Below are 23524 nucleotides of genomic sequence, written 5' to 3' on the forward strand. Positions count from 1 at the left end.
ATAATTGGAAGATAAAAGATATGGAATATAAAGTTGCCAGAGGTACTACAAAATTCAAATACGGAATGACTGATTCAAATCAATTAGTTGAATGGTTAAATGAAGAAAAACCAATTGGAGTAAGCTTTATTGGGCGCTCTAATGCAGGAAAATCTTCAACTATCAATTCTCTTTTTGGAAAGAATACAGCAGTTACTTCAAAAACTCCTGGTCGAACTCGACAAGTAAATATCTTTTCGTTTCAACTTGAAAAGGAAGGAAAACCTGTTGAGGACTTACCTCCATTTTACCTCTTTGACCTTCCTGGATATGGACATGCAAAAGTTTCTAAAGACATGAGTGCACAGTGGGCCCATCTAATGGATGAGTTCTTTAGAAATTGTGGTGATCAGAATCTAATGCTTAATCTTCAAGATGCTAGACACCCAAATCAAAAAGCAGACCTCGTCTTTAGAGATTACCTTGCTCCTTTTGGGCATGAAGCATTTTTACTATTTAACAAATTAGATAAGCTAAAAACTCAAAAAGAAAGAGCGGCGCTTAATAAATTAAAGCCAGAGATCTTTAAGCAACATAAATGGGTTTCGCAAATTCACTTTATTTCGGCATTAAAAGGCAAAGGTCTTCCTCAACTAGAAGATGCCATTGTAAATTATCTACTCTTACAAAATGAGCTTAATAAGCAAGCTTCAATGTAAGAAAGATTATTTCTTAGATTTAATTTTTGAGACATCTTTTTCCATAAGATCGAGCTGATTTTCGTACTCTTCAATTTCTTTTAAGAGTTCATTAACTCTTGGATTTTCCCACTCTAATATTCCACTACGAAGATGTTTAGCGGCAAGCTGGCCAAGTTCTTGATACTTCTCATTGAGAGCTGCATTAGTATGAGAAGCAGTAAGCATTTTCTTACCAATAACAGTAGCTTTTGACAGTTCCTGAGAGCAGTCATCAACTATTCTCTTAATCTTGGTTTTCCATTCCTCTTTTTGCATAATTCACTCTTTCAGATAGAATAAAGTAAGGGTTTCCCCAATAATTGTTATAGCAACATCTTACAAAAAGTTGAGTATGATTTCATTAGATTTTTTCACTAAAAAATTCATTAGTTTTGAACAAGTTCTTGAAAAAAAGCTCTCAGCTTACTTAGAGATGCTTACCAGTAAAGAAAAAGAACAAGTTGAGAAATCTTATCAAGCACTTCTTGAAAAATACGGTGAAAATGAAGATCCTTGGGGACTAAATATCCCAAAGGCCAGAAAGAGTATCGAAATACTCTACGCCATATATCAGCATTATTTTAAAGTACGCTTCTTTGGTAAAGAAAATATTAAAGACGAACATTATATGGTTATCTCAAACCACTCAGGACAAATCGCTATTGATGGCCTACTAATAGGCTGTGCCTTTGCTTTTGAAGTTGATAAACCAAGAGTTTTAAGGCCAATGGTAGAGAGGTTTTTTACAGCACTTCCCTTTATAAATAAGTGGTCTGCTGAGTGCGGAGCAGTCTTAGGTGACCGCGATAATTGCCTAAATCTTTTAAAACGAAAAGAATCTCTACTCATCTTCCCAGAAGGTGTTCGTGGAGTATCAAAGAGTACCAGTGACTTTTACAAACTTCAGGACTTTACAACAGGGTTTTATCGTATGGCCCTTAAAAGCGGAGTTAAAATACTTCCTGTTGCAGTCGTTGGAGCTGAAGAAGTTTTCCCTTATGTATATCAAGCTAAAGGGATTGCCCAAGCACTTAATCTTCCCGCATTACCCATAAGTGCCAATTACTTTCCTCTACCTTCTCCTATCGATATTCATGTCGGTAAACCAATAGAGCTTCCAACTGATATTAATTCAGAAAGTGAAGACCATTTGATCACACCACATATAAGAGAGATTGAAAGAACAATTCAAGAGATGATTAATGAGGGAAGAGAAAAAAGAAGACCTTGGATCTTCTCAAAAGATCAAAAAAAGGATGCAAATTAATGAACAAGCAACCTTCAATTCTTATCATTGGTGCCGCTGGTGGACTTGCCAATATTCTATGTGGAATACTGTCAAAACGCAGAAGTGAATGTCGTGTCATAGGGATCGATACAAGGGCCTTAAAAAATGATATCGACTTTGAGAACTTCTCTTTTGAAAGAATGAGATATACTCGAAGAAATTTTGAGAAGCTTTTTAGAGAAAATAAATTCGATGCCATCTATCAACTTGGACGTCTCACCCCTCCAGGTGGAACAATTGAACAACGCCTAAGTTTTAGTCTCGTCAATACAAATAAGGTTTTAGAATTAGCACAGAAAAATAAAGTAAAGAAATATATCCTATTAAGCTCGTATCATGTTTATGGAGCACTTGCAGATAATCCAGTTTTTATTACTGAAGACTTCCCTCTTAGAGCAAGTATCAAACACTCAGAATTAAGAGATGTTACTGAAGTTGATGCTCTATGTACGAACTGGATGTGGAAAAATCAAGATTCTATTGAGACTGTTGTGCTAAGGCCATGTAATATTATTGGGCCTCAAATTGATAATACAATCACAAAGTACCTAACATCACATATGACACCTGTTCCAATTGACTTTAATCCGATTCTTCAATTCATTCACGAATATGATATGGCCAATATATTGTTTGAAACATTAGATAAAGTTCCAACAGGTGTATATAATGTTGCTCCAGACCAAACAATCTCCTTACAAGAAGCAAAGAAAATCATCGGTACAAAGAATATCCCATTTCCTATATTCACTGTAGGAGTGGTTTCTAAAGTATTTAAAAAGCTATGGACATTTCCGGGGTACTTTTTAGACTTTCTTATGTATTCATGTGTTATTGATAATTCTAAGATTCAAAAATATATTTCAAAAGATATTTTCAAATACGATACGAAAAAGACTTTATCGCTATTAAGAAAGCCCCTCCCTTAAAAAAGGAAGGAGCTATAAAGTTTAGTCTTCTTGCTCACTCGCAATTGAGCGCTCAACAAGCTGCTTAAGTGCTGGATCATTTTGCCAATCATAAATCATATCAAATTTAGAGAAAGCAGAGATCGCTTTTTCATTAGAACCTTCTGTCACAGAAACGAGGTCCTGCTGAATCAAATTCTCAACATTATCGAGATTATTATATATACTCGCCCATACTTCAGGCTTCATTCTTAATTCGACAGTTTTTTCCTTTTCGATTCTCTTTTGATCATCAACAAAGTCAACAACTGCATTTCTAATATTTAGTCCATATTTCATACCGTTGCCAAAATCCAGAGAAATAAATTCTCTAGCTCCTACTGACTGCTCTGGATTAATTCTAATCCTAAAGTAGTTCACAAAGTCACCAACATTATTAACAACTTGAGTTTTATCTGCTGGTGCATTCTTAATTATTGCAGCTTTACCTTCAGCTTCTCTTGCTTGGCTAAGGGCCCAGCTTCGAGCTGTCGTCGCAAGACTTCTATATCCAATTTCATTGAGACAATTTGCCTTAATCTTACGATTATCCTTACTGTCATTAACATCCACTAAATATCGTGCTAATTGGCAAGACCACTGGTAATCACCATCACGATAAGCCTTATCTGCAAGATACTTAACACGTGCTTCCCCACCCATAGAAATTACCATACGGTTAGCTTCATCTTTTGGGTGAAGCTTAAATAGAGTTGTCGCATCACGATTGAATTGACCAAAGATTGCTGTAAAAATACGAGGGGCCATTGTCGAAATTGGGCCATAGTTTTGAATCAATGTCGCTTCTTCTGAAAGATATTCAGGAAGTTTTACAAAATAGCGAAGTTCATCAGGCCCCATACCAAGAGCAATACCCTTGAGAGTTTGATCAAGAACATAAGACAGGCCATCTTGATAATTTTGTAATCTTTGTGCAACTTTCTCTGCTCCAACAACACTTGTCGAATGTGTACTCATAAGAACTTCAGGCTTTAATTTTTTGATTAACTCAACTGACTGTTTCCATCCTAATGGATTTCGATAACGTCCACCACGCAGACTATAAATATTTGGGTACCAGCCCCACATGACATTATTTAAAACTGCCTTCTTAGATGGGATATGTACGAGAACTTGATTATTAGTGTCAGTTCCAACTCCTTCTGTATAAAAGACCATCTGAATTCCAGCCACTGTTAATTTTTGACCATCTTTAACGGGAGTATTTACAGGTACAAATCCAGAGGCTCCTGGAATAATGGTATTTTTAAATCTGGCATCAGGACCTGAGTCTGGAAGATAGAGATTAAATTGTTCAACTGATCTTGCCATAAGAACACCTCCAACCTCTGGATGAAGAGTTGAAACTCCTCCAGTAGTTAGCATTTCTTTATTTGTATCCGGATGGCCGATGATTCGAATCCTTGAATTTCCACGCTTCTTTTCTTCATCAACAATATACTTAGTACCAAGTGCATAATGTTCATGAGAATAGATAATGGCCTTAACAGGATAATTTGTGACCTTTCTCATTTCACTATAGAACTGTTTTGCGTCATGGGCATTATCTCCAGTATCATAGATAATGACTCCACCCTTGCCTACAATGAAATGCGAGTTTACAATACTCTCACTTCCAATAGTGTAAAGACCGTTTCCTAAGTTGACTGTTGTCAACTTATCATAAGAGCCTCTCTTCTCACTTTCTGATGGAAGATTTAAATAATCTTTTGTCTCTTGAGTGACTTTGGCTCCATTTTCAAGTGATACAAGTTTATCTTCTTTAGCATTCATCATTGGGTTTTTAAAATACTGCTTGGTTTCAGTGAATGCCGTCGACATGACACTTGTGCCTCGTCCAACAAAGAATGAGATTAGGCATAAAAATACAATTGCAAATCCTAGTTTCATAACTTTTCCTTTTTTATAGTTACGTAAACTTTTTCGGAACTGTATTCACATGTAATAAGTTAAGAAAGGTAAATTATTAAATGAAGGTTTTTTATTTTAAAACAACATTATTAAAAACCCAGCCATGGCGCATGGCACAAATAAAGACTAATAATATTAATAATTGACTGATATTTCATATATGAATAGACTTATAACTCACGTATCTCTATGCCTTGGTGGTGGAATGGTAGACACGACGGATTCAAAATCCGTTGCTAGCAATAGCGTGCGAGTTCAAGTCTCGCCCGAGGCACCATAAAAAAAGACTAGCTTATGCTAGTCTTTTTTATTCTTATAATTAATTTGGCCAAACAAAGTATTTTAAAAGAGTTCTCTCTAAATTATCAAGATTAACTTCTGTAGATACTAGAAGCCTTCCATCTTTTTCAATAATATGCTCGCCAGACATTGTCACAGGAGAGATTCCAACTTCTAAGTTTGTAACATCCATGACAAATCCACTTTCTTTAATCTTTGCAATTACTGCTAAAACAAGATCCTTTCCTAGGTGAAACTCCTCTGTATTAGAGCTATTATGTAGGAAAAACAAAATTCCATCCTCTGTAACAGTATCAAACCTAAAATAGTCAAGAAGTACTCTTTCTAAAGTATCTTCATCAATTGTAATTGAAACAAATAGCTTCCCATCCTTTAATACACTTAATCCTTCAGGCATCTTAACTGGTGTTATACCAATATCCAAAGTTGGTTGAATTGGTGTAAAGCCTTCATCAATGATTCCCTTAAGAACAGAGTTAACAAGTTCTCGTCCTCTTAAAAACTCTTTTACATTTGCTCCGTTATGAGCTGAATAATGTATCTTTAATGATTTAACAGAGTCAGTCAGTGCGTATTCAACAGTATTTAAAATATCAGATGTTTGAGCACTAGCGCCTTGTGCAAATAGTAAATTTAATAAAAATAGTGTTGTTGTAAGAACTCTTTTCATTTCCCCTCCATACAAGTTAATTAAAAAATTAGATGTACTTGTAGCAATAGAAAAAGACTCAGAGTACTTAAAGAAGGTTAATTGTAAGTAAAAAAAAGGCCCTAAAGTAGGGCCTTTCTTTACCTTGTTATTGTTGTTAAATTAGAACATTTATTCTTTTTATAAAACTTTTGTAAGCCAACTGTTCGATCGCGATTATTAACAATCTCCATCATTATTTGACCTAGGCGGTCTGCTCTTAATCCCTTATGACCAAATTTATCATCCAGGTACTCTTGGGCTTCTTCTAATGTCAACTCTTTACCGTAAAAGTTAATCGTACGAGCAACATTATCAGCAACTTCTAATGAGTAAGTTTCGCCTTCAATTTCAACTTCACTTCTTCCTAATTCTCTTTGCATTGAGATTTTCTTTAAGTAATTTCTAGCAGTAATGATTCTTCTTGCTAGAATTGCTGAATCATTATGAGACTTAATTTTTCTGCGATCCTTATTATCAGCATCTCCAAAGATATCATTATTTGTGGCCAAAAAGTCATAACCAAGCTCTGATAACTTTTGAGCATAAACCCATACTTCTCGAGTTGTTTGAACATCAACACAAGCATTTAGTTTTCTATCTTCGCCTAAGTCATCAGACTCACCAGATTTACTAATATTGTAATGCTTCTCTAAATCCTTATACTTATCATTAAAGTTCTTATTTTGATCTTCTGCCATACTTCTCATTTTATCGACAAACTCACGGCCGTACTTTCCGTATACATGATTTCTAATGATATCTAATGATTTAATAATTTCTCTTAGATCACCATCCTTAGAGTCTTCAGATGAGTATTCCTTTTTTGCAATAATCGCAGCAAGTCTATTGTCGACATCTGAAATTGCAGCTAAAGCATCAGTGATTCTCTTTTCTCTCTTTTTAAGATCTTCACTCTTTAATAGTTCCTTATACTCTTTCACTGTTATATTTTCATCACCCAAAGAGATAATATATGTGTCATCAAATATTGATCTTGCTTTCTCTCTCTTTGCACTAATATTTTTAAGAACACGATTGAAAGAACTTGCCATATCAGCAAGAAATTCTTTGTTAAAGTCTTTCACGCTCATTTCCATAAGTGCCATAGGATTATCCAAAAGACTTAGTTTCTGCTTAAATAAAATATTTAAGAAACGATCAGCTCCTTTTGACTCTGAAATATAAGAATCTAAGTACTCTTCTAATAAATCTTTAGAAAAAGCCAACTCTCCTAAAACTTCAGCTTGCTGATAGCGAGCAGACTTTCCTGGCAGATCTGTTAAAGGGGTTTTCATCTTCTCATAGAGACCTGAGATTAATTTTTCAACTTCTGCATCTATCTTATTAACTTCTGCCGACTTAATCTTTTCAAACTCTGCTTCAACATTTTCTTTCGCTTTTACTAATGCTTCATAATCTTTTTTAATTTGTGCAACTAGTGCTTTTGAAAGTTCACGATCTGTATAGTGTCTTTGAGTGTCAATATCAAAAATTTCTAAAGCTTTCACCTGATTACGAACATCATAGTAAGCACAATTAAGTTTTACGAAAGTATTTATATCTTCTTCATTTTCAAATTCAAATCTATCATTAAAGATATTGCTTACAAATCTTAAGATTGAAGCAACTGCTAATCCACCATATGCAACAGTAATTCCAGATGGAGAATATAAACCAAATTGTGAAAATGTTTGAATGATATCTGCTGATCGTTCTAAGAAAGGTGTTCTCTCTAAACTAGAACAACTATTATTTGAAAATAACGTATTTACCCCATTTATTACTTGAGCTACAGGAATACCATCTACAGTTACCTCTTCACTACTTGGGATTACATCTGTCGTTTCTTTTCCTTGCTCTTCTTTCAATTTATTTAATTCAGTTTCTAACTCATTTGAACTATCAATAAGGTTTCCAATTAAAGACTCATTCCCATCAAAACAATCATCTTTAAATACCGTTACAATATTTTTTAGACTTGTTAATGCTTGTTCATATGAGCGAGTGTTATTTAGTGGACAAAACTCTGGACGAGTAAGTGGTAATTTATTTCGAGATACAACATCTTTGATTTCAGCTTCAAGTTGTGAATCTAGTTTTGCATTCTTAATGGTCCTCACATAACTCTCAAAATCAGAAGCATGAGCACTAACTGATGTGGACAAGATAAGAACTGAAAGAACTCCAGACATTACTCTTTTCATTTTATTCTCCCTAAACAATAATGATGCGTAGCAGAATTATGACATATTCATGTTTGAGCACGATCATTTCGTGGGAAAATTGTAATAATTACCAGAGCTAAACACTTAAAATTACGTATCTCTAGATTAATCTCGCTTAAGAAGTAGCTTAACTTCTCTCATGACCTTATTGATTTCATTCTTTGAGAGACCAAGCTTTTCAAGGTGCTTTCTTTCTAAGTGCTTAATAACGACGATATTTCTTTGCAATAGGGCCTTCTTCTCTCGTGCCCTTAAAGTCGATAAAGCTGTTATTGGATAGATACGATATTTTTGAATCAATTGGCAGAAAGTATTCTTCTTAGGGTAATTCATTGAATAAAGAAGCAAGCCTACTCCATTAGCATAGGCGATTGCATCTTCAGAAAATTGAGTATTGGACATCAGTGCATATTGGAATTTTAATTCTGGATTGGCCTCTTTTATATCTAGGTAGCGCGAATGAACATAGAGTGGAATTTTCACATCGTTCTTATAATATTTGCGATTGTGAAATTTGCATTCACAATATATATCACCATCAGCACGTTCCGCGACAACATCCACTTCATGTAGAACATTCACTCCTTTTTTTAAAACAGAAACTTGAGTTTCGTACCCCTTGGCCTTAAACATTTCTGCACATAAGACTTCAAAAGGATAACCTGTTGGACCTAATTTATAGATGGCCCTTTTGATATTATAATTAGCAGCATCGACTTTGGAGATCTTCTTTAAAGCTCGATATGTTTGCTGATGAATCTTGGTTGTTGATGACAGGGGTTCTAGTCCCTGATAGACCTCATTAACAATATCTTCAGTGTCCTCTTTTGATACACCAGCAGCTTTTAAACTTTTTGCAAACTTCTTCTTATCAAATTCTTCATACGTACGATTCACTTTTCGAATTAAGTACTTAAGCTTTTTATTTTTTCTAGCGCTCATTAACTATCCAAAAGATATGTCTTACCATCTTCAACATTGATGGTCTTAATCTTTAATCGCTCTTCAATACTCTTTGCAAAATGTATAACTGTTTCTTCTTCCCCGTGATTCAAGAAGACTTTCTTTAACGATGGCCCAACTTTTTGAATAAATTCGATTAATTCATCTCGATCAGCATGAGCAGATAAAGACTCTAGCTTCTCCACATGTGCCTTAACCTCCATACTATGTCCAAGTAAGTAAATTTCTCTTTCTTCTTCTACTAACTTCCTTCCGATTGTTCCTTCACCTTGAAATCCAGTTATAAGAATAGTGTTATTTTCATGTTTTCCATACATTTCCATGTATTTGAGAACTTTTCCACCGCTTATCATTCCCGACGAACTAATTAGAATAAATGGTTTCTTTGTTCTAGCTAGCTTCTTTGTATCGGAGCTATATTCTATAAACTTCACAGACTTCATTGCTTCATTAAATTGTTCAGGATCAACTTTTAGCGAGTCGGCCATACCCATATAGAGTCTTGTGGCCCTAACCCCCATTGGAGTATCTAGATAGACAGGTATTTTTACTTGAGGCTCTTTTGCAAACAGCTCAGACATTAGATACATAAGAACCTGCGCTCTTGCGACAGCAAAAGCAGGGATAAGTAAGACGCCATTTGTTGAAATTATTCTTTCAATATGTTTTTTTAATATTTCAATAGAATCTTCTTTCTTATGAAGCCGATCACCATATGTTGACTCTAAAACAAGATAGTCCGCTTGAATATTCTTTTGTGGCGGATTATGAATTAGATCATCTCTTCTTCCTACATCTCCAGAAAAACATATTTTCTTTGTCCCATTATCAAATGTGATATTGGCGGCACCGAGGATATGACCCGCTTCTTCATAGATAAATCGAAAGCCTTTGTCATACCATTTATTTAAACTTACAGACCTTAGATGACTTAGAGTTGCATCAACATCATCAAGATCATAGAGGATTGACTGAGACTTACCTTCTTTAAACTCGTAAGCTTGAATACTAGCAGAGTCTCTTAAAATAAGCTCAACAATCTTACGTGTTCCCTCTGTACAATAGATCTTGCCTTTAAAGCCATTCTTTATTAGCACAGGTAAGTAGCCACAATGATCGTAATGAGCGTGAGTTAAAAAGATTGCATCAATTTCATTAATATTGAAATTGGGAAGAACTTGATTCTTTTTCGTAGAATCTTTATCACCTTGATACATTCCACTATCAACAAGAACCTTCTTATTATTAATTTCTAATAATGTCTTAGATCCGGTTACTGTTGAAGTGGCACCATAAAATACAAGTTTCATATTATCCATAGGGGATATTATATCGCTTATTATTCTAATGTTACAAATATAAGAAAGTAAAAAAGCCTCCAAAAAGGAGGCTTATATCATGAAATTAGATGTTTTATATGATCACCAATAAAGCTAGCAATGAAATAATAGCTATGGTCATAGCCTTCACGATAATTAACTTGTAAATCCTGATTATTATCAGTGCAAGCATCTTCGAAGTTCTTAGTTTTTAGTTGTCCCTCAAAGAATTCGTCAGCTAAACCTTGTTCAATTAAGATTTTCTTAACATGACGCTTCCCACTTTTTACAAGCTCACAAGCATCATATGCTTTCCATGCTTCACGATCATCACCAAGGTAACCTGTAAGGGCCTTCTCTCCCCAAGCTACTGCTGTAGGATTAACAATTGGAGAAAATGCAGAAATCGCTTTAAAAAGATCAGGGTTTCTTAAACCAATAACAAGAGCTCCGTGTCCCCCCATTGAATGACCTGTGATTGAAAAGTTCTCAGGCTTAAATTCATCCTTAAGCATTGGAATGAGTTCAGTCACAATATAGTCATACATATTATAATGATCTTTATATCCTTCAGTTGTGGCATTAAGATAAAAACCGGCGCCAGAACCGAAATCATAACTATCATGCTCACCAGGAAGATCAAGTCCTCTTGGTGAGGTATCAGGACAAACAATCATAGTATTAGTATTTGCAAGATGAAGCTGAGCTCCTGCTTTTGTAATAAAGTTTTCTTCAGTACAAGTAAGTCCAGATAACCAAATAATGATATTTTCAATTTTATCTGTCTTAGGTTTGAAGTACGAAAACTTCATATCTGTTTTTGTTACACTTGATGAGTGGAGACAGAAAGCTGTCTCCCCTTCAAACGATTTATGACTCTTTACTTTTTCAAAGCTCATAGCTTACCCTTCAGTGTTAAAATCAATAACTGTTCTAATGGCCTTACCTTCGTGCATTAGATCGAAAGCTTCATTGATTTTTTCTAGTGGAAGTTTGAATGTTACAAGATCATCAAGATTGATTTCTCCAGACATATAACGATCAACGTAGCCTGGAAGTTCAGTTCTTCCTTTTACACCACCGAAAGCACTACCACGCCAAACACGTCCAGTTACTAGTTGGAATGGACGAGTACTAATCTCTTGTCCAGCACCGGCAACACCAATGATAATCGATTCACCCCAACCTTTATGACAACACTCAAGAGCAGATCTCATAAGCTCAACATTACCAACACACTCAAATGAATAATCAACGCCACCATCAGTTAATTCAACAATAACTTCTTGGATTGGCTTGTCATATTTTTTTGGATTAACAAAGTCAGTTGCACCAAATTTCATGGCCATCTCTTTCTTATCGTCATTAATATCAATTGCAATAATTCTTCCTGCTTTTGCCATCTTGGCACCTTGGATAACTGAAAGTCCAATACCACCTAGTCCAAAAACTGCAATTGTTGCACCTTCTTCTACCTTTGCAGTATTGAATACTGCACCAATACCAGTTGTTACACCACAACCAAGAAGGCAGATTTTATCAAGAGGAGCTTCCTTACTTACTTTTGCTAGTGAAACTTCTGCCACTACTGTGTATTCAGCAAAAGTTGAAGTTCCCATATAGTGGTGGATCATCTTTCCATCTTTAGAGAAACGGCTTGTCCCATCTGGCATCAGTCCTCGACCTTGTGTTTCTCTTACTGAAGAACAAAGGTTCGTCTTTCCAGATTTACACATTTTACATTCACCACATTCAGCAGTGTATAGAGGAATAACATGATCACCAACTTCTACACTTGTTACACCTTCACCTACTTCAACAACAACCCCACCACCTTCATGGCCAAGAATTACAGGGAAAAGCCCTTCAGGATCCGCACCAGAGAGCGTGTATGCATCAGTATGGCAAACACCAGTTGCGTGCATCTTGACTAGAACTTCACCTTTCTTTGGTCCTTCTAGGTCAACTTCTTCAATTTTAAGTGGCTCATTTGGGCCCCAAGCGACAGCTGCTTTTACTTTCATATATACCTCCGATTAATTATTTATTTGATTCATTATTATAAGGGGAAATCAGATTGTTGACAATTGTGACATACTGATACAAATTGTTTACACATGGAAACAATAAAGGACCTTACCCATATTTATAGCTTTATCAAAGTTGCCCAATTTCGCTCATTTACAAAGGCAGCAGAAGCGCTCAAGGTTTCACGTTCACATTTGAGTAAGTCTGTTAAGGAGCTAGAAGAAAAGCTCGGTCAGCCTCTCTTAAAAAGAAATACCCGTTTTATTGACTTTACTGATTTTGGTAAAAAATACTTCGAAACTTGTGCAAATCATATCGAAGAAATAGAAAGATTTACTAAGATTTCTAAAGAAACAGTAAAAGACACCAAAGGTAAGATTAGAATTTCTTTAGCTGGTGCATACGGAGAAGATGTTATCGCACCAATGATATCAAATATCTTATTAAAGCATCCAGGAATAGAAGCGGAATTAGACTTCTCCACAGAGCTTGTGGATATAACAACTCATGAGTTTGATCTTGCAATTCGCGTCGCTGAAAAAAAACCCACAAAAGGATTTGCCATACAGATTTCAGAAAGAAAAGAATTTGTATGTGCTTCTCCAAATTACTTAAATAAATTCGGTATTCCAAAAAAACCAAAAGAACTTATTAACCACAATTGTCTTATCGGTAGCAATGAAAAGTGGAGCTTTACTCATGATAGTGGAAATGAAAAAGTTTCAATAAAAGGAAACTTTAAAAGTTCAAACGGTAGGGCCATCATGAACGCTTCTCTTCAAGGCTTAGGTATTTGCAAACTCCCAGGTGTCTATGTTTTAGACCATATTAGAAATAAAACACTACTACCACTTCTAAGTGACTACACACAACAATCAATCCCAATTTGGGCCGTAACACCATCAAAGAAATCAATTTCTTCCTCTGTTAAGTTATTACTACAAGAGTTTGGTGTCTTTCTATTTTAAGAACAAGCTTGTAAAGAGCTAGACTCTTCAATCTCAGAAAGATATTCAAAGAGAATTTCATTTTCTCGTTCCATGTGAATATTAATATCTGAAACAACTCTCTTGATATCTTTAATAAATTCAGTCCACTCTTTATTCACTTCATTGCTTAATTCGTATCCCTGAACCTTTGCCATTAGCTCTTTTAATTCAAGCTCCTGCTCTTCATGCCCTTCTAATATTTCTTTGATATCTTCACAGGCTTCTAGCTCATTTGATAAAAGAAGAGGAAATAAATGAGACTCTTCTTTTTGCATATCTGCTTCTATAGTAATCCAAAAACGGATGAAGAAATTAGAAAGTCCTTTTGGAATATTTGGATCATCTTGGTACTTCTCTTCAATTTCATATGATCTACGCATTAATGCTTTAAACTCATTTCGAATAATTTGATGATAAGAGATTAACTCTTCTACTTTGGCTTTGAATTCAGCACTCACTTTTACACCCTTGATAAGACAACTATACTTAGCTTCTTATCCTAACCTAATGCGGTGCAAATAATATGATATTCATCATGGTAAATTTGGTACAAGCTTTTAAACTACAAAGTTATTAAGCCGATGAAATTAAAGAGTTTTTCTTTGTAAGATTAATTTGTTTGCACAAATATTTTATTGATAAAATATGACCTCACTAACTGACTTCAAGCTCAAGTTCAAGTTCTAAATCGAGCTCATCAATTGACTCGCTATCAAAGATAACAATTGATTTTTTTAAAAAACGATCTTCTTTTTTTACATGGGCCTGTAGATCTTCAACAAAAAGACGTGTTCTCTTAACTAGGCTCTTCCATAAATCACAACTTTTTGTCGCAACTTCATAGTTCAACACTTCATCAATTAATGGTTGTAATTCTTTTTCAAAACAGCGATGTACTGCTAATACCTCTTGTATGTCACCATAACTTTCATCTACACGATCATCTAAGATTAATGGAAATATGGTCCCTTCTTCTTTTTGTATCAATGCCTCAATAGTGACCCAAAAGCGTAATAAGAATGTTGAAATTTCTTTTGGGACATCCGGGTCAACACATTTCACTTCCACTTCTTTGGCCATGATAATGAGCTCTTTAAAGTCATCTCGTAATGACTTATGATCAGAAACTAATTCTTGAATTTCAGAATTGACTTCATTACTCATATTCTCCCCCTAAGTACATAACTATGTTATTGCCTAAACTAAATTATAGCTCAATAAGAGGTCTATTAAGGTTTATAGATTTTAATACCTTTGACACTTTTACGTTTTTCCACAATTTTAGTAGAACTGTAACACATAGTATTTATAGGCTTTGAGAGAGATCTTATTTATTAAATATATCTAGTTTCAAACTTAAAACTTCACCCATCCATAAAGTATTTTGAGTATGATCAAGATAATCATTACCAGTGTTAGCGTGTAAGAAAACTGTTAATTCATCTCTATTTTCAAAAAGCCAAGGTATAAAATCATTAAGCTTTTCTTTAGAAAAAAGAAACTGACAACTCCATCGAGGATGAGGACCGACCTCTTTTTGATGGGCCCTTCCAACCTGAATATAGTTAAGATCTCGAGCTTTATTAATAACTCTTAATGCTTTTTCATAAGTTTCATCGTCGTAATATAGGTGTGCATGGTAGTCCAAAATTTTCATGTGCGAATTCTCCCTAATAAAAAGTTAAATTGCAAGCAGTATGAATATCGAATGGCATCAATAAAAACCACTGATTTGGTCAAAGTAATATGTGGAATTAAGTGAATGGTGGATAATTGGATTTATTATTTCTATCGTAAATATTGCGATCTGGATGATAGTAGGCGGTATTTGGTGGAAGTTTTTAGGATTATATTAGGGATAACTCATAAATGAGTTACCCCTAAATGATATTTTAAGCGGCTTTATTATTCTTCGGTGAAGCCTTCTTTGCTTTTGGCATAAAGTTGATCACTTCGCCTTTTCTTACAAAAGAGGTATTCTCAGTAATTAATGTTTTTAAGTTAGTAATATTACCACCAATATTTACTACTGACTGACTTAGATCTGTTGAAGCAGCTTTAAGGTCATGAGCAGATTGACTTGTCTGACTAGCAGAACTCGAAATCTCCTGCATTGCCTTACTCACTTCTTCGACTCCAATAAGTTGTTCTTTTGATGCTGATGCTACCTCATTTGAGTTTGCAGCTACTTCATCAAAGTTATTAATAACTTGTCCAAAAACTTTCTGACACTGGCTACTAATCTCGACACTCTTATTAATTTTATCCTTACTTGCATTTAAAGAATTATTAACCTGACGACTTGAGTCTTCAACAATCTGTGAAACTTTCTTTAAACTATCGACGAGAAGCTTTGAAATCTCATCAGCTGATTCACCACTCATTTTTGCAAGGTTACCAACTTCTTCAGCGACAACTGAGAAGCCCTTACCATTCTCTCCTGCTCTAGCAGCTTCTACTGAAGCATTGAAAGAAAGGAGCTTCGTTTGAAAAACAATATCGTTAATAACTTGCGTTTTAACGTTAATCTCTTCAAATACTTTAACAATTTCATTTAGCTCTTCATTACTTTTTTCTACAGTCGTTGCTAATTCAGTCGTACTAGAGTCAACCTCTTTTACACCTTGAGCGAGATCAGAAAGATAACCAACACCATCATTTACAAGTCCCTGACTCTCTTGAATTAGATGAGCTACTTTATTTGATCCATCTGTATTACTCTTAATCATTTGAGATATTTCATGAAGAGAGCTCGATGTTTCTGTAGCTGCAGCAGATAATTGTTCAGAGATTGAACTCAATGCTACAGAACGGCTACTAAATGTTTTTGAAACTGCATCCAGATTATTTCCTTCAGTTGAAATTGAATCAACAATTCCATTAATACGACTATCAATTTTACGGGCCATAAAGACAGCAATAAAGATCGAACCAATAAAGCTGAATATTGAAATAAATGTCATTAGGAAAACTGAACGAGAGTATGTTTTATCAGCCTCTTTAAACTCTGCTGACCCCATACTCATAATAAGTTCCTGTAACTTATTTAAGTCTTCACGGGCATTTTCAAAAGATGTATTTAATGTTGTAAGAGAATGCTTTCTTATCTCCGCCTTAGAAATACCTGCTGGTAAATCCCCATTACCATCGATAGCAAAATGCGCCTTTGCTGCTTTTTCAAAAGAGGCAATATTTTTTTCAAAGCCAGCAGAAATCTCTTTTTCAGCTTGCGTATTAGCGAACTTTCGATACTTATTAAAGCGATCAACAACTTGTTGTTTATTATCGAAATAATCTTGTGCAAAAGACTTCTTTTGCTCTGCAGTTAGGCCATCTAATAAAAGTGATCTTTCTGCAACAAGCATCTGCTGAAAATCTCTATCTGCCTGTACTAATGCATCAATACCTGGAAGTCTTTTTGAAAAAACTGTATACAGATGTGACTTTACAGAAGTAAGAGATGTATATCCTACGGCCGCAATAATTAATTGAATTAAAAGCATTGTTCCAGACAAAGCAATTAATTGCTTTTTAATTGTCCATTGTTTCTTCATACGTCCCCCAAACTCCTCTTCTCTATTTTATCTTTGATAAGATCTTGTCGGTTATCTTATCAAGGGCCAATGACTCACAGGATGCACCAAGTTCGAATGCTTTTTTCGGCATTCCATAAACAACCGATGTGTCTTCATCTTGTGTAATCGTAAATGATTTATTTTCTTTTAGTTTTAATAATCCCTTAGCTCCATCTGCTCCCATACCTGTTAATAATGCAGCAGTAACACAATGAGATTTAACTTTTGCTAAGTTTTCAAAAAGGTAATCAACACTAGGCTTATGACCTGAATATAGTGGTGTTTCCTCATCTAGCTTGATAGCTAAATTCTTAGTTCCTATTACACCCATATGGATTCCTCCAGGTGCAATATAGACGGTATTATTTTTTAATTCCTCTCCATCAACTGCTTCCTTTACGGTAAATGGACATAATTCATTAAGTCTATTTGCAAAAGCAGTAGAAAAAACTGGTGGAATATGTTGAACAATTAAAATAGGTGGAAATTGTTTTGGCATAGTAAGTAACAATTGTTTAATTGCCTCTGTTCCACCTGTCGAGGCCCCAATAGCAATAAGCTGTCCTTCTTGGAAATTGAAAGTACCTTGACCTTGCCAACTTGATAAACGTCCTCTCTTACTTTTTACAATACTACTATAAGCAAGATTAATTTTTTCCGTTAAGGCTTTTTTGAAATTGAAGATATCGTCAAAAGAAGGCTTCTTTATATAATCAAAGGCACCATCTTCAAGACACCTCATAACAATATCACCATCACTCTTACTTACAGAACTAATTAAAATTGTTTCTACCTTCAGATTACTTGGCAGTCGCTTAATTACCTCGTGACCAGACATTTTAGGCATATTAATATCAAGAGTGATAACATCTGGCCTAAGCTCTTTAATCTTATCAAGGCCATCTTGACCATCTACTGCCTCTCCAACAATTTCAAAATCATTATTATCCACAAGACATTTCTTAATAAGCTTTCTAACAGTTGCCGAATCATCTACAATCAGAATTCGTTTCTTTGCACTTTTATTAAGTTGAACTGGTGAATTTACATCAGTATCAGTTCTAAAAAATATGGACTGGCCAATATTTTGGAAACCTTCATATTTTAATAATGTTTCGGATAGGCCAAGAAATAGGTATCCCTTATTAACAATACACCTATTAAGACTTTTCATGACCTTGTTAATTTGTGCTTCATTAAAATATATAAAAACATTGCGACAAAGAACAAAGTCAAATTCTTCTTTATATTCAGGACTATCATCATTTACAAGATTATGTGTCTTAAAACGACAATATTTCTTAAGATCATCACTAACTTTTACAAAGTCAGAAATATCTCCACTTCCTCTATACCAATTCCCGGCAAGATACTCTTTTGGTACTTTTTGCAGTTCTTTCCAATAATACACACCCTTTAGAGCATGCTTAATAGATGCTTCGCAAATATCAGTCCCTAAAATTTCAAATGTAAAACTCGGATCAATTTTTTTAAGATGATACTTTAGCACCATCGCCAGGCTATAGACTTCATCACCTTTACTACAAGCAGCACACCATATACTAAGCTTCTTGCGACCTTTTGATTTTGCTCTTTCAATTATTTTAGGCAATGATTTAACAATGAAATCAAAATGGCCCTTTTCACGCATAAAGAAAGTGTAATGAGTAGTTAGTAGCGATATAAGAGCATTCTTTTCTTGATTGCCTGGTTTTTTGATGAGAGTTAAATATTCATCAACACCATTTAATTTTAATTCTACGATTCTCTTATCAATACGAGATTTAATCATGGCGTTGTTTTGCGCTGTAAAATGCGCTCCACTCTCTTTTGCCATAACATCAGCAATCTCAATATAGCTTTTTGCTAAACTACCCATTATCTCTATCTCTCAACTACTTCTTCTTAAACCGCTTTATCAAATCGATCATCATCTTCACTAGGATATTCTTCACTTGATACTTCCATAACAGGATCATCTGCTGTTTCGGCAATAGCTACTTGTTCATAACTATCTTCTTCAACAACCTCTGGCTCAAAGCTTGGAAAGTCTTCCTCTGTTTTTACAGAGTGACTTGCTGTTGGCTGATAAGTATCTTCTGGTTCAAAACTAGACGTTCCAATAGAATCAATTAAATCATCCTTTGATACTTGGCTTACATGAACTTTGCCTCCAAGTACTTCACTTTCTAGTTCTTCAACAATATTATTTAAGATAGTAGTCTGTTCAGATAAGCTATCTGCAAACCCAGACGTCTCTTGAGCAATCGTTGAATTAGAATGAGTAACTTCATCTAACTGATTCATTGCTACAGTGATATTATTAATACCTTCTGCTTGTTCTTGAGATGCTGTAGAGATTTCGGCCATTAACTTAGTAACAGCTTCAACATTACCAACAACCTGGTCAAGAATTCGCCCACAACTTTCAGATACGTCTACACCTCTTTCAACACTAGATTTTGCATCTTTAATAAGTGATTCAACATTTCGTTGTGTCTCTTCTACAATGGATTGTACTTTCTTAATTGATCCACCAAGTAGATCCTCAATCTCAAGTGCAGCGTTTCCACTCATTTGAGCGAGATTACCGACCTCTTCAGCAACAACAGCAAATCCCTTCCCATGTTCACCGGCCCTAGCCGCTTCAACAGAGGCATTAAAAGATAATAGCTTTGTTTGGAAAACAATATCGTTAATAACATTTGTTTTCTCTGAAATTTCCTTAATAACGTCAACGATCTTAACGATCTCTTCGTTACTACGGCTCATTTCTTTCATGATATCTTCATTATTTCCGTTGATTTGATCAATAGCATTTACCATATCATTTACGGCAAGCTTACCTTCCTGAGCAACCTTTTGAGACTCATCAGCTTTTTCAGTCGATGTTCTTGCACTCTCAACACTCTTATTTACCATTGCTGAGATTTCATTTAATGTTGCAACAGTTTCCTGAATAGCACTTGCTTGCTCCGTTACAGAAGACGAAACTTTAGATGAGGCCATCGACATATTAGTACTCGATTTTGCAGTTACTTGTGATGACTCTCTTAATCTCATACTTAGATCAACAATAGCCTTAATTGATTTAGAGAAGTTATATTGGAAACCAAATGCAAATAGTGCAATAACCCCAAATAAACCTAAAACAGTATAAGTGACTTGATTTTCTTTAACCTTAATCCCAGCAACTTTTTCTTCAATTCTCTTATCCACAAGATTTACTACACCATCAATTAAAACAATCATCTTACCAGCATATTCTTGTGATAACTTCATATGACGATTTAATTCAAGCTGATTATCATATAATTTTTTTAATGTACTTACATAACCATCTATAGATTTATTAAAGTCATCAACAATATATTTCTTATAATTTCTCTTAACTAGCTCATCTTTGATTCTTTGTGACTCGGCCATTGCACGCTTAACATATTTCTCAGTTCTTCTAAGGAGAAAATCTTTTTCATATCTTCTTAGAGTTAGGAGAGAAACCATAAAGGAATCACCCAAATTATAATTTTTAATATGCTCCTCGATGTTGTGAGCATAACTTCTAAGCTCTCCTCTTAACCCATCTTTAGAATCACCTTCAATCTTAGTATGCCTAGCAATTTCTTTGAAATTGTCTTTATATGCTAAATAGGCTTTCTCTATTGATGGCCAGTCAACCTCAGCAGAATAATCAAACTTTGTTTCCTTCATTTTTTTAATCAAATCATCATTATAATTTGAAAACTCATGAAATTGTTCTGCTGCGAATTCATCTTTAGTGATCACAAACTCTTTTTCATATGAGATTTGTTCAACGATATTCTTTGCCACAATTCGGAATGAATCCTTTTTCTCAAGGTCCTTATTGATTGTATCGGTAAGGCTGTCAACTAACCCATTAAAAGAGTAGATTGCAATACCTAAACCAATACCAAACATAAGAAAGATCCCTAAGAAACTAAGAATTGTTTTCTTACTCATTGATAGTTTTGTCTTTGACATAATTTTCCCCAAAATTTTGTTTTATCTTTTCTCTATTAAGCTGCTTTTTTTGCTAAGCCAGTTAATTCGTCAATGTTTAGAATTGACTCCAGTTCAACAAGCTGAATAAGAGTATCTGTTTCACTATGTCGATAAACGCGATTTAGACGATCTCGTTTCTTCGTTTCAATTGATGCAACTTCTTGAATTTTATCCTCATCAACAGGAAGAACTTTACAAATATTATCCACAACTATTCCAAGGCATAATTCTCCAAACTCTACGATAATTACGGCCTCTTCATTTGACTCTGAAGGCTGTACACCAAGTCTTGTACGCATATCAATAATAGAGATAACTTGACCTCTAAGATTCATAATACCTACATAATACTTTGGACTAAATGGTACACTAGTCGTCTCTGGTAAAGAGATTAACTCTCTAACTTGTAACAGAGGAATTGCGTAGTGCTCTTCTCCAAGTTTAAATTCTAAGTATCTTTGTGTTACATCTGTCATTTCTTTTTCCATAATATCCCCACATCAAATGCTTAAATTAAGCGACGTTTCTTATTGAACTTTTATTTTTTACTTTTGCGACTTTATCAACCACTAATTCTTTTAGATCTAAGATTAAAGCTGGCTTACCATTACCCAAGATAGAGCTTCCCATAAAGCCTTGCGTATTTTTTATGTCATTACCTAAACTTTTAATAACAACTTGTTGTCTTCTTAGAACATCATCTACAATTATAACGAAGTCCATATCTTCTGTTCTAACAACAAGAGCAATTTCATTCTTATTATCTTCTTGTGGCTTATGTCCTAGTAACTTACTTAATCTGAAGGCAGGCATTACTTGTCCTCTAAGAACAACACAACCACCAACATTATTTACCTTGCGATAATTTTCTTCTGTTACAGATAAAGTCTCATGGATTAAATTAAGTGGAACGACGTAGTTTTCACTACCAACTCTCGTTACCATTCCTTCAATAATTGCCATTGTAAGTGGTAGTTTAATTCTAAAAACAGAACCACTTCCTAATACGGACTTAACTTCAACAGCACCAGAGATGTCTTGGATATTTCTTTTAACAACATCCATTCCAACACCACGTCCTGAAATCTCACTTACTGCTTCTTTAGTAGAGAATCCTGGAGCAAAAATTAGATTTATGGCATCTTGATCTGCAATTTTATCGGTGCTTTTAATAATACCTTTTTCAATTGCTTTATTTCTGATAACGGCCGGGTCAATTCCCTTTCCATCATCATTAACTTCAATCACAAGACTATTACCCTCGTGATATGCTTTAATTTGGATTTCACCTTTTTCAGATTTACCGACAGCAAGGCGATCGTCGCTAGTTGCTTCAAGCCCGTGGTCAACAGCATTTCTAACGATGTGGACAAGAGGGTCAGAAAGTTGCTCTAAGATATTCTTATCAACTTCAGTGTCCTCTCCAACAATATTTAAATTTACTTTTTTTCCAAGGGCCTTTGATGTATCTCTTACAATTCTTTGTAGTTTTGAGAATGTCGTCTTTAATGGAACCATTCTCATCTTCATAGAGATATCTTGAATTTCTTTTGTGATTTTTGCTAAGTGGCTCACACTCTTACGTACATGATCATCAATAACTAGATCATCACATTCACTAAGTACTGTTTGAAGAATAACAAGCTCTCCAACATAGTTATTTAATTTTTCAACTCGGCTAACACCAATTCGAATTGTTTCTTCTGGCTTAGCTGGTTTTTTAGGAGCTGCAGCAGCCTGTTTTGGCTCTACCTTTTGTTCTGCTTTCTTCTCTTCTTTTTTAGCTGACTCTTCTTTCTTTACAGACTCAATAGGAATAACATTTTCTTGCGGCTTCACTGCACTAACAGGTGCTATTAAGTCCACTTCTTCACCAGCGGCATCACCATATAAGAGGCGGTCTAGATCGCTGATATCGTCATTACTTGGACGAGTTGCTAGCGCTTCCTCATCTTCACCATCTTCATCACTAGCAAAAATCTCTTCTAACTCTTCTTCCTCAAGATCATCAGAGTCCTCAGACTCATGCGAATCATCTTCAGCAACGACTTCCTCGTTAAAGTCTTCAGACTCCTCAGGAAGATTTGATATTTTTAATTCCTCATGCTCAAAGTCAGCACTACCTACGGATTTGATAAGTTCAATAATTTCATCGGATTCAAAACGGGCCTCAATATCTTCTCTAAGGCCTACGATCATATGATTTAAATGGTCAGAACATTTAAGAAAGACATCAATTACATCAGCAGAGATTTCCACCTCTCCTTTCTTAACTTTTAAAATCAACTCTTCCATTTCGTGTGTGAACTCTGCCACATCACTAAACTCAACGGCCCTTGAAGTCCCCTTAAGGTTGTGAGCAAGACGGAAAATCTTATCAACATGATCATCAGGGTTTTCAACACCTGACTCAAGTTCAAGGAAAGATTCCTCACAGTCTTCTAGAAGCTGAATTGCCTCTTCAAGGAAATCCATTTTTAATTCTAATTCAAACTCATCCATAAATCACATCTCGTTTGGTTTTT

The 23524-nt window shown here is 34.9% G+C and carries 21 protein-coding genes and 1 tRNA gene; 6 read left to right on the forward strand and 16 right to left on the reverse strand.

Annotation, left to right across the window (positions count from 1 at the left end; all coding sequences use genetic code 11):
• The first annotated feature begins 20 nt into the window (after nucleotides 1-20).
• A complete protein-coding gene (gene yihA, locus DAY19_RS10235) occupies nucleotides 21-698 on the forward strand; it encodes a ribosome biogenesis GTP-binding protein YihA/YsxC (protein WP_115362035.1) in 678 nt (225 codons plus the stop codon).
• A gap of 6 nt (nucleotides 699-704) precedes the next feature.
• Here yihA and DAY19_RS10240 read toward each other — a convergent pair whose 3' ends face one another.
• Nucleotides 705-995: a hypothetical protein gene (locus tag DAY19_RS10240; protein WP_115362037.1), complete on the reverse strand. Its 291-nt coding sequence runs from the start codon at nucleotides 993-995 to the stop codon at nucleotides 705-707.
• A gap of 76 nt (nucleotides 996-1071) precedes the next feature.
• Between DAY19_RS10240 and DAY19_RS10245 the strand changes: the two genes are divergently transcribed.
• Nucleotides 1072-1986 (forward strand): lysophospholipid acyltransferase family protein, encoded by a 915-nt coding sequence (locus tag DAY19_RS10245; protein WP_115362039.1) that lies wholly within the window; start codon nucleotides 1072-1074, stop codon nucleotides 1984-1986.
• Nucleotides 1986-2936, forward strand: coding sequence for an NAD-dependent epimerase/dehydratase family protein (locus DAY19_RS10250; RefSeq protein ID WP_115362041.1), 951 nt, complete (start codon nucleotides 1986-1988; stop codon nucleotides 2934-2936). Before DAY19_RS10245 ends, DAY19_RS10250 begins: the two co-directional genes overlap by 1 nt.
• 21 nt (nucleotides 2937-2957) lie before the next feature.
• On the opposite strand, the gene DAY19_RS10255 is transcribed toward DAY19_RS10250, so the two are convergent.
• Nucleotides 2958-4865, reverse strand: coding sequence for an alkyl sulfatase dimerization domain-containing protein (locus DAY19_RS10255; protein WP_115362043.1), 1908 nt, complete (start codon nucleotides 4863-4865; stop codon nucleotides 2958-2960).
• Nucleotides 4866-5077: 212 nt separating this feature from the next.
• Here DAY19_RS10255 and DAY19_RS10260 point away from each other — a divergent pair.
• A tRNA-Leu gene (locus DAY19_RS10260) sits at nucleotides 5078-5163 on the forward strand.
• Between the two features lie 42 nt (nucleotides 5164-5205).
• Here DAY19_RS10260 and DAY19_RS10265 read toward each other — a convergent pair.
• The 6 genes from DAY19_RS10265 to DAY19_RS10290 all read right to left on the reverse strand — a co-directional run bounded on the left by DAY19_RS10265 (nucleotide 5206) and on the right by DAY19_RS10290 (nucleotide 12408).
• Nucleotides 5206-5856 (reverse strand): hypothetical protein, encoded by a 651-nt coding sequence (locus DAY19_RS10265; protein ID WP_115362045.1) that lies wholly within the window; start codon nucleotides 5854-5856, stop codon nucleotides 5206-5208.
• A 119-nt stretch (nucleotides 5857-5975) separates the two neighbouring features.
• Nucleotides 5976-8081 (reverse strand): hypothetical protein, encoded by a 2106-nt coding sequence (locus DAY19_RS10270; protein WP_115362046.1) that lies wholly within the window; start codon nucleotides 8079-8081, stop codon nucleotides 5976-5978.
• 126 nt (nucleotides 8082-8207) lie between these two features.
• Nucleotides 8208-9044, reverse strand: coding sequence for a restriction endonuclease (locus tag DAY19_RS10275; protein WP_115362048.1), 837 nt, complete (start codon nucleotides 9042-9044; stop codon nucleotides 8208-8210).
• Complete coding sequence (locus DAY19_RS10280) at nucleotides 9044-10384, reverse strand: MBL fold metallo-hydrolase RNA specificity domain-containing protein (RefSeq protein ID WP_115362049.1); 1341 nt, start codon at nucleotides 10382-10384, stop codon at nucleotides 9044-9046. The genes DAY19_RS10275 and DAY19_RS10280 overlap by 1 nt, the downstream gene beginning before the upstream one ends.
• Nucleotides 10385-10461: 77 nt before the next feature.
• Nucleotides 10462-11283: an S-formylglutathione hydrolase gene (gene fghA, locus DAY19_RS10285; RefSeq protein ID WP_115362051.1), complete on the reverse strand. Its 822-nt coding sequence runs from the start codon at nucleotides 11281-11283 to the stop codon at nucleotides 10462-10464.
• A gap of 3 nt (nucleotides 11284-11286) precedes the next feature.
• The gene (locus DAY19_RS10290; protein ID WP_115362053.1) at nucleotides 11287-12408 is read right to left on the reverse strand and encodes an S-(hydroxymethyl)glutathione dehydrogenase/class III alcohol dehydrogenase; all 1122 of its coding nucleotides are present in this window, start codon (nucleotides 12406-12408) and stop codon (nucleotides 11287-11289) included.
• Between the two features lie 93 nt (nucleotides 12409-12501).
• Between DAY19_RS10290 and DAY19_RS10295 the strand changes: the two genes are divergently transcribed.
• Nucleotides 12502-13380 (forward strand): LysR substrate-binding domain-containing protein, encoded by an 879-nt coding sequence (locus DAY19_RS10295; RefSeq protein ID WP_115362055.1) that lies wholly within the window; start codon nucleotides 12502-12504, stop codon nucleotides 13378-13380.
• Here DAY19_RS10295 and DAY19_RS10300 read toward each other — a convergent pair.
• The 3 genes from DAY19_RS10300 to DAY19_RS10310 form a co-directional block, all read right to left on the reverse strand.
• Nucleotides 13377-13859: a hemerythrin domain-containing protein gene (locus DAY19_RS10300; RefSeq protein ID WP_158536874.1), complete on the reverse strand. Its 483-nt coding sequence runs from the start codon at nucleotides 13857-13859 to the stop codon at nucleotides 13377-13379. The genes DAY19_RS10295 and DAY19_RS10300 overlap by 4 nt on opposite strands.
• 196 nt (nucleotides 13860-14055) lie before the next feature.
• Nucleotides 14056-14565 (reverse strand): hemerythrin domain-containing protein, encoded by a 510-nt coding sequence (locus tag DAY19_RS10305; protein ID WP_115362059.1) that lies wholly within the window; start codon nucleotides 14563-14565, stop codon nucleotides 14056-14058.
• A gap of 163 nt (nucleotides 14566-14728) precedes the next feature.
• Nucleotides 14729-15058: a DOPA 4,5-dioxygenase family protein gene (locus DAY19_RS10310; protein ID WP_115362061.1), complete on the reverse strand. Its 330-nt coding sequence runs from the start codon at nucleotides 15056-15058 to the stop codon at nucleotides 14729-14731.
• A 91-nt stretch (nucleotides 15059-15149) separates the two neighbouring features.
• Here DAY19_RS10310 and DAY19_RS10315 point away from each other — a divergent pair, with 91 nt between their 5' ends.
• On the forward strand, nucleotides 15150-15257 hold the full coding sequence (locus tag DAY19_RS10315; RefSeq protein ID WP_115362063.1) for an anion permease: 108 nt from the start codon (nucleotides 15150-15152) through the stop codon (nucleotides 15255-15257).
• A 36-nt stretch (nucleotides 15258-15293) separates the two neighbouring features.
• Here the strand turns inward: DAY19_RS10315 and DAY19_RS10320 are convergent, their stop codons facing one another.
• From DAY19_RS10320 to DAY19_RS10340, 5 genes are read right to left on the reverse strand one after another with little or no spacing between them, the layout of a single operon-like run.
• A complete protein-coding gene (locus DAY19_RS10320) occupies nucleotides 15294-16955 on the reverse strand; it encodes a HAMP domain-containing methyl-accepting chemotaxis protein (protein WP_115362065.1) in 1662 nt (553 codons plus the stop codon).
• A 22-nt stretch (nucleotides 16956-16977) separates the two neighbouring features.
• Complete coding sequence (cheB, locus tag DAY19_RS10325; protein WP_115362067.1) at nucleotides 16978-18855, reverse strand: chemotaxis-specific protein-glutamate methyltransferase CheB; 1878 nt, start codon at nucleotides 18853-18855, stop codon at nucleotides 16978-16980.
• Nucleotides 18856-18881: 26 nt separating this feature from the next.
• Entirely contained in the window at nucleotides 18882-20978 is a 2097-nt protein-coding gene (locus DAY19_RS10330; RefSeq protein WP_115362069.1) for a methyl-accepting chemotaxis protein, read from the reverse strand.
• Between the two features lie 35 nt (nucleotides 20979-21013).
• The gene (locus DAY19_RS10335) at nucleotides 21014-21487 is read right to left on the reverse strand and encodes a chemotaxis protein CheW (RefSeq protein ID WP_115362070.1); all 474 of its coding nucleotides are present in this window, start codon (nucleotides 21485-21487) and stop codon (nucleotides 21014-21016) included.
• Between the two features lie 25 nt (nucleotides 21488-21512).
• Nucleotides 21513-23501, reverse strand: a complete 1989-nt coding sequence (locus DAY19_RS10340; RefSeq protein WP_115362072.1) for a chemotaxis protein CheA — start codon at nucleotides 23499-23501, stop codon at nucleotides 21513-21515.
• Nucleotides 23502-23524: the final 23 nt, after the last annotated feature.

Source organism: Halobacteriovorax vibrionivorans (genome assembly GCF_003346865.1).
Lineage (GTDB): Bacteria > Bdellovibrionota > Bacteriovoracia > Bacteriovoracales > Bacteriovoracaceae > Halobacteriovorax_A > Halobacteriovorax_A vibrionivorans.

Bases quoted from the DNA above. Each gene is read 5' to 3' on its own strand.
- DAY19_RS10295 (WP_115362055.1), top strand. From the start codon at position 12,502: ATGGAAACAATAAAGGACCTTACCCATATTTATAGCTTTATCAAAGTT.
- DAY19_RS10240 (WP_115362037.1), bottom strand. From the start codon at position 995: ATGCAAAAAGAGGAATGGAAAACCAAGATTAAGAGAATAGTTGATGAC.
- yihA (WP_115362035.1), top strand. From the start codon at position 21: ATGGAATATAAAGTTGCCAGAGGTACTACAAAATTCAAATACGGAATG.
- DAY19_RS10265 (WP_115362045.1), bottom strand. From the start codon at position 5,856: ATGAAAAGAGTTCTTACAACAACACTATTTTTATTAAATTTACTATTT.
- DAY19_RS10320 (WP_115362065.1), bottom strand. From the start codon at position 16,955: ATGAAGAAACAATGGACAATTAAAAAGCAATTAATTGCTTTGTCTGGA.
- DAY19_RS10340 (WP_115362072.1), bottom strand. From the start codon at position 23,501: ATGGATGAGTTTGAATTAGAATTAAAAATGGATTTCCTTGAAGAGGCA.
- DAY19_RS10335 (WP_115362070.1), bottom strand. From the start codon at position 21,487: ATGGAAAAAGAAATGACAGATGTAACACAAAGATACTTAGAATTTAAA.
- fghA (WP_115362051.1), bottom strand. From the start codon at position 11,283: ATGAGCTTTGAAAAAGTAAAGAGTCATAAATCGTTTGAAGGGGAGACA.
- DAY19_RS10250 (WP_115362041.1), top strand. From the start codon at position 1,986: ATGAACAAGCAACCTTCAATTCTTATCATTGGTGCCGCTGGTGGACTT.
- DAY19_RS10290 (WP_115362053.1), bottom strand. From the start codon at position 12,408: ATGAAAGTAAAAGCAGCTGTCGCTTGGGGCCCAAATGAGCCACTTAAA.
- DAY19_RS10330 (WP_115362069.1), bottom strand. From the start codon at position 20,978: ATGTCAAAGACAAAACTATCAATGAGTAAGAAAACAATTCTTAGTTTC.
- cheB (WP_115362067.1), bottom strand. From the start codon at position 18,855: ATGGGTAGTTTAGCAAAAAGCTATATTGAGATTGCTGATGTTATGGCA.
- DAY19_RS10275 (WP_115362048.1), bottom strand. From the start codon at position 9,044: ATGAGCGCTAGAAAAAATAAAAAGCTTAAGTACTTAATTCGAAAAGTG.
- DAY19_RS10245 (WP_115362039.1), top strand. From the start codon at position 1,072: ATGATTTCATTAGATTTTTTCACTAAAAAATTCATTAGTTTTGAACAA.
- DAY19_RS10305 (WP_115362059.1), bottom strand. From the start codon at position 14,565: ATGAGTAATGAAGTCAATTCTGAAATTCAAGAATTAGTTTCTGATCAT.
- DAY19_RS10270 (WP_115362046.1), bottom strand. From the start codon at position 8,081: ATGAAAAGAGTAATGTCTGGAGTTCTTTCAGTTCTTATCTTGTCCACA.
- DAY19_RS10280 (WP_115362049.1), bottom strand. From the start codon at position 10,384: ATGGATAATATGAAACTTGTATTTTATGGTGCCACTTCAACAGTAACC.
- DAY19_RS10255 (WP_115362043.1), bottom strand. From the start codon at position 4,865: ATGAAACTAGGATTTGCAATTGTATTTTTATGCCTAATCTCATTCTTT.
- DAY19_RS10310 (WP_115362061.1), bottom strand. From the start codon at position 15,058: ATGAAAATTTTGGACTACCATGCACACCTATATTACGACGATGAAACT.